Below are 5,828 nucleotides of genomic sequence, written 5' to 3'. Positions count from 1 at the left end.
CTCATTAATATAGTTTGGATTTTTTTATTCTGTGACTAGAACAAAAAAATCCTACTCTTAAGACGTAAGTAGTAGGACTTTTTTGTCATATGACAAGCACAGTACATCTGGAGAAGGTGTCTGCTCTTACATTATTCACGCTTTACAGTGTAAATTGAGTGTGGTTCATTGCGTTGAATGGTCCACTTTACACTGTAAATCACCTAACAGTCGGTTGAGGTCATGACGGAGGGTAGCCTCAATCATTTTCCGTCCAGTGAGGTTTAATTGACTGGCACACTCTTGCCAGCTTTTCCTTTGCAATACTTTGGCAATAAGTACATCAGATAACAGTGATAGAGCAGCTTTATCCAATGAAGTAATTAGCCGATGAATCCATACACTCACACTCTCATAATCCGCACCGCCTTGTGCGTAACAACGTAGCAATGAATAAGGTAGGAAATTAACTTCATTTGAATCCGCGCATGCGACACGATCTCGGACCAATGACAAGATGGTCCGAACCAAAGCCGGCTCTAAACTTTGCAAAGAATCAGATAGCGAGAAAATGAAATGCTGTTCGAAAATCTGTTCTGCCCGAGTTAACCAATCCAATTTTTTCGCTTGGACCATGATTAAGGAAAAACAGCCGCTCGCACTGTCTCTGTGGCTCCCTAGTTTTATCGGAACAAATTGGTTCTTAGCCCAAAAAACCATTAAATCGCTCGTTACGCCAAAACTCGTCGCTAAATAGTCGGCATCATTTTCCAACATGCACGCTTCAATCAAGCGGCTGCCCAACCCTTGATTTTGTAATTCGGGATGAACTGCAATACGCATGATGCGCTGACAAACACTCTGCGCTGCCTGCGTAATACCAACTTGATTAGCTAAGCAAACAGGAACTAGATGACCTTTAGGACGTCGCTTTCCTCGTTGGATCTCTTCCACTAAAGCGTTACAAAGCCCACCTTCACGTACTGTCAGCAAACAACCGACACAAACCTCGCCTACCATTGCAGCAACTAGCTGAACTTTATCGTCCGCTAAAAAATGAAATAGATCGTTCGGTGATGTCTGGTAATGAGCATTCACTAATAACGAAAAAATAGCGGCTAAGCGTGTCGGGTTGGCAATGAGTTGAGCCTTATCCAGATGCTCAATGTTAAGTGTCGCTAACTGTTCTGATGTCATCGTCGGCAATGTAGCTAAATCATAGCGAAGGAGGAAAGTATCGTAATGCCACGCTTCTAACGGATCACCCTGACGCCAACGGATCGGTTGATCTAAATGGAGAGTTCGAGTCCCAGTCCGATGGTGTGCTAACCAAGTTTGAAACTTAAGCGTGAACCCTCTCCCACACCCTTCGTAGCCATGAATGGTGGTAGAGAAGACCGCACGATGATAGTGTTCAACCCAGTTTTTTAACATTGATAAAGGCAGCGCGGCCGCTTCATCTACCAATAGGAGATCACACTGTGGCCGATGCAAAATCAGCTCATCCGGTGCCACAAACGTCAATGACGAGTTTTGCCAAGTAAGGGATTGTCTGGTGACGTGAGCGCCTGCTAAACCTTTAGCCGCATGTTCAAATATCGGCGCTACGGCATGGATTGAGGGTGCCGTGACCACAATATCTAATGAACGAGACGCCATCAATTTAGCCGCAGCAATACCAAGCGCACTGCTTTTCCCTCGTCCCCGATCGGCAGTGAGAACCAATGGTCGCTTGCGATGCCCATCCATCACACGAAGAATTGCTGAAACCGCATCAACTTGCTGTTCATAAATCGGTGATTGAGAACTGACTCGTGGATAAACGGGTAAAGGAGGGCAAGGTTGATTCTGTTCTATAACAACAAGCTGTTCGAACGCTCGCGTTAACCAGCTCTCAGCAAAAGAGTCGTTACGCTGAGGGGCTTCAATGATCAACAGTAACCCACCACCGACCAGTGAACCCAGCGCAGCACTGAAACTGTTCGCATCAAAACCATGGTGATTATCACAAATAAGTAAATGGCATTCTTGACCAAGAAACTGCTGCCCTTTGTTGAAGGGGGCATAACGAACGCATGGTAACGGTTCTCCGCCTAACTGAAATATGGCTTGCCCCTCATTTTTTGCGAGAAAATGCATAAGCACGTGTTGTTGCCATTGAGGCTCACCACGGATTAAGAGCCCCATACGCCATAGGCTATTCTCAGCCTGCACCATCAAATCATCTAAATAAGCCGCTATCATGTTCATATTTACGCCACCTCGCTGAAACGCAATGGTAGCACAGCCGCTATAATCACTGTGCGTCGTTAAAAATATTTTTCTTTACGACAAATTATATTTGCTTTAATCGTGACCATTTTTAACTAATTATTCACCTACACCCCAGTACACTTCTGGGCTATTTAAGGAATTCAAATGCAATGAAAACTTTCATCAAAGGATTGGTTTTGGCAGCAGCTCTAACTTCTTCACACGTAAGCGCAGACAACAAAACACTCAACGTTTATGCATGGGGAGGATATCTTCCAGAAAAATCCCTCAAGCAGTTTGAGCAGCAGGAAGGGGTAACGATTAACTATTCGACCTTTGAAAATAACGAGTCAATGTATACCAAGCTCAAGTTGCTCAAAGGTGGCGGTTATGATGTGGTTTTTGCCTCAGCGTATTTCATTGAAAAAATGGGACGTGAAGGGTTACTAACCGAGCTGGATCATGCACAAATCCCGAACATGAAAGATGCCATGCCTTCACTACTCGGCCAAGCACACGACCCCAAAAATAGTTATTCCCTGCCCTATATTTGGGGGATCACTGGCCTCAGCTATAACGAAGCATTAGTACCAGAAGGTGTCTCTCGCTGGGCTGATTTGTGGGATAAGAAATATAGCCAACAAGTGATGCTGATTGACGATATTCGCGATGTCTTTGGTATGGCGCTGATCTTAAATGGCTTCAGTATTAATACAAAAAATGAAAAAGAGATTGAAAAAGCCTACCAATCATTGGTCGCATTAAAAGATAATGTACTGTTGTATAACTCTGATGCGCCACATGTGCCTTATGTCTCAGGTGAAGCAGCGTTAGGGATGCAATGGAACGGGAATGCCTACCAAGGCCAAGTTGAGATGCCAGAGCTAAAATTTGTAATGCCGGAAGAAGGCGCAGTCTTGTGGATGGATAACTTTACTATTCCATCAGGCAGCAACAACAAAGCGTTGGCGCATAAATTCATCAACTTCATGTATCAAGCAGAGAACCAAGCTGAGATTGTGAATAGCTTAGGTTATGCATCGGCAACAAAAAGCGGCCGAGCGTTGCTTCCAGCAGAACTTCGCGACAATCCAACGATTTTTCCAGCCGATGAAGATATGGCTAAAGGGGAATTCATTAATGATGTTGGGCCTGAAGCGCTCGCTATCTACGAAAAATACTGGCAGCGTTTAAGAAATCAATAGATTCGAACTGAATAGACTTAGTTACTAAAAAACCCGCCGTGGCGGGTTTTTTATTCTTTACATGATGGATGCTTAATCAAGCTTAGATTGAATAAAATCTAATATTTCTTGCACCGTAGCATCATCCACCTTTTTCAAATTAAGCGCTAAATTACTGCCTTTACGACTGTAACTTGCGCGACCTTTGATCAGATCAATTTTTACATGCTCAGTGCGTTTAGGTGGCAATAACTCTTGTATCCAAGACTCAATTGTCTCTGTGACTTCTTTCGTCAATCGGGCAACACCTTGTACGCTACTACGCGCTACTACGCTGCCAAACAAATCCATCTTCAGATTGACACTTTTCCAACAAATTTGCTTGTTGCTTTGCATCGAGTTCATTAAATTGTTTATGTAATTTAACTATGGTTGGACGGCCTAATTCAACCACATTTGGATAAGCTTGCAATAGCTCAAGTGGCAAAGCCGCTGCTTTTAGAGCACCACTTACTAGGGCCTCACTGCACTGAAATATCTTGGCTAAAGCTTTTTGGTCTTCCGCTTCACCGTTATCCAGCTTCGCTTGCATCTCTTTACCCTTCTCATAAAGAGAAAGCGGCTTGTGCGCGTTTGCCACATCCGAAAGAAACTTCGCATGTTCCGAGTTTATGTCTTCAGCGACATAAACCAAAAATTCTTTACCCGCCAAGATACAAGACATTCGACGACGGCTGCCATCAAGGACTTCAATTTTGCCCCCAGCGGTTTTACGACCAACCGCAGGATATTGCTGGCCACGCTCGCGTAATGTACTCAATACATCAGATAGAGCATGCTCATTCAGAAAAGCTTGTTCACGCGCATTCTGCGTAAAAACAATCGTCTTTTCCGCTACTTGATCAGCGGGAATCTTGACCAGTTCGAAAGTGACTAACTCTTCTCCCGCAACCGCCAATTCGATGATTTGCGCTTGTTCTTTCGCTGCCGTTTGGGCTTCTTGCGGGGTGGTTGCACGTCGCTTATTCGCTTTACCAAACAGTTTCGCATTTAGTTCAGACGTTTTAATTGCCATGTTTTACTTACCCCTGATTTAGTGATGACCAATGACTGTGAAGCACTCGCTCAAGCTCCAGTGCACTTTTTTGCACAGCGTCTTGCGCAGTCGCTAGCGTCTTTTTACCACCTTCAAAATCGCTGGTGGTGAGATCAAAAACGGTGCTGTAGGTGTCAGCACAGGTTTCAAATGCTCGGCTACGCGGAATCGTCGCCATCATGACTTGATCACCCAACAGGTAATTCATTTCCGTTAATACCGAGACTTGCTTTTTATTATCATCTTCAAACATCGTCGGCATCAAACGTACAAATTCTAACCCTTTCCAATCTTCTGGAAACATTTCATAAACCGTAGGAAGGTGTTGAAAGAAATTGACGGTTGACGCCCAATCTAATCGCTTAGCCGCGCACGGGATCAGTAATGCATTGGAAGCATACATTGCATTCCATACCAATGGATCAACGTGTGGGCCAGTATCAATCATAATGATGTCAAAATCATCGCCAATCTTATCGATAAGTTTCTCTTTCAGCAGTCGAACAATATCAAGCGATTGATTTTGCGAAAGATACTGCCACGCTTCTGCGTTAAACATTGCATCTTCAGGAAATGCAGAGATGGTTTTTAAATTGGGATATTGGGTTGGCAACATCACGTTCTTATGTAAGAACGCCTTGTCCACTTCAGTGTCTTCAGGCACGTTGTCTAACATAATATCAACGGCAGAATAGATATTACTGTGCTCTGATAAACTTATTTGCGGGTTGAGAAATAGCCGTAATGAACCTTGCGGATCTAAGTCAATCAAGCAGATACGGTAACGCTGATCCAAATTCAGGGCGAGGCACGCGGCTAGATGGACAGCCGTCATTGATTTACCTGTCCCCCCCTTTTGGTTCTGAACATTGATGACCCAAGGCTTATGATCACCATGCTTTTTCCTTTGGTGGAACTTAGGCACACCAGCGGCATCCATGAGCATGTGGGCTTCCGCTAAAGAAATTGAATAGTGATTAGCATTGTTTTTAGTAAATTGATGGCCAGCTTGTTCCATTTTGGAAATGGCATCATCTAGCTTACGGCGTGTTAAACCTGAACGAGTTTCCATTAGCGCTTTTGACATCGCTGGGAAATGGTCATCACTACGTTCTTCTAAAACAATTTCAATTCGGTCAGCTTGCACCTGTTGAGTTTGCTCGGCGAGCTGGTAGAGATTCGCTATGGTTTGTTCTCTTTTCATTGCCAAATTCCATAATAAGTACCTAACGCAGATTGTACAGCAAACAATTTAATACTCAACAAAAAGGTGAACATTCACTTTTAGATTAATATCACAATAAATAGAAAAACAT

Annotated in this window: 3 protein-coding genes and 1 pseudogene; 1 reads left to right on the top strand and 3 read right to left on the bottom strand. The window is 43.8% G+C overall.

Translation table 11 applies throughout. The features are described from left to right. Positions 1–165: 165 nt before the first annotated feature. The gene (locus B9J87_RS16020) at positions 166–2,229 is read right to left on the bottom strand and encodes a tRNA(Met) cytidine acetyltransferase TmcA (RefSeq protein ID WP_094151693.1); all 2,064 of its coding nucleotides are present in this window, start codon (positions 2,227–2,229) and stop codon (positions 166–168) included. A gap of 173 nt (positions 2,230–2,402) precedes the next feature. Between B9J87_RS16020 and B9J87_RS16015 the strand changes: the two genes are divergently transcribed. After that, positions 2,403–3,437, top strand: coding sequence for an ABC transporter substrate-binding protein (locus B9J87_RS16015; RefSeq protein WP_017044942.1), 1,035 nt, complete (start codon positions 2,403–2,405; stop codon positions 3,435–3,437). Between the two features lie 72 nt (positions 3,438–3,509). On the opposite strand, the pseudogene B9J87_RS16010 reads toward B9J87_RS16015, so the two are convergent. Both B9J87_RS16010 and B9J87_RS16005 read right to left on the bottom strand, forming a co-directional pair. Next, positions 3,510–4,491, bottom strand: a pseudogene (locus B9J87_RS16010) (ParB/RepB/Spo0J family partition protein). Positions 4,492–4,498: 7 nt separating this feature from the next. Then, positions 4,499–5,716, bottom strand: coding sequence for a ParA family protein (locus B9J87_RS16005; protein WP_026027506.1), 1,218 nt, complete (start codon positions 5,714–5,716; stop codon positions 4,499–4,501). Between the last annotated feature and the right edge of the window lie 112 nt (positions 5,717–5,828).

The sequence above is a fragment of the Vibrio sp. V19_P1S1T109 genome (assembly GCF_002241375.1).
GTDB lineage: Bacteria > Pseudomonadota > Gammaproteobacteria > Enterobacterales > Vibrionaceae > Vibrio > Vibrio anguillarum.
Note: the sequence above shows the minus strand (reverse complement) of the source record. Positions and strands in the feature narration are given on the sequence as shown.

Bases quoted from the DNA above. Each gene is read 5' to 3' on its own strand.
- B9J87_RS16020 (WP_094151693.1), bottom strand. From the start codon at position 2,229: ATGAACATGATAGCGGCTTATTTAGATGATTTGATGGTGCAGGCTGAG.
- B9J87_RS16015 (WP_017044942.1), top strand. From the start codon at position 2,403: ATGAAAACTTTCATCAAAGGATTGGTTTTGGCAGCAGCTCTAACTTCT.
- B9J87_RS16005 (WP_026027506.1), bottom strand. From the start codon at position 5,716: ATGAAAAGAGAACAAACCATAGCGAATCTCTACCAGCTCGCCGAGCAA.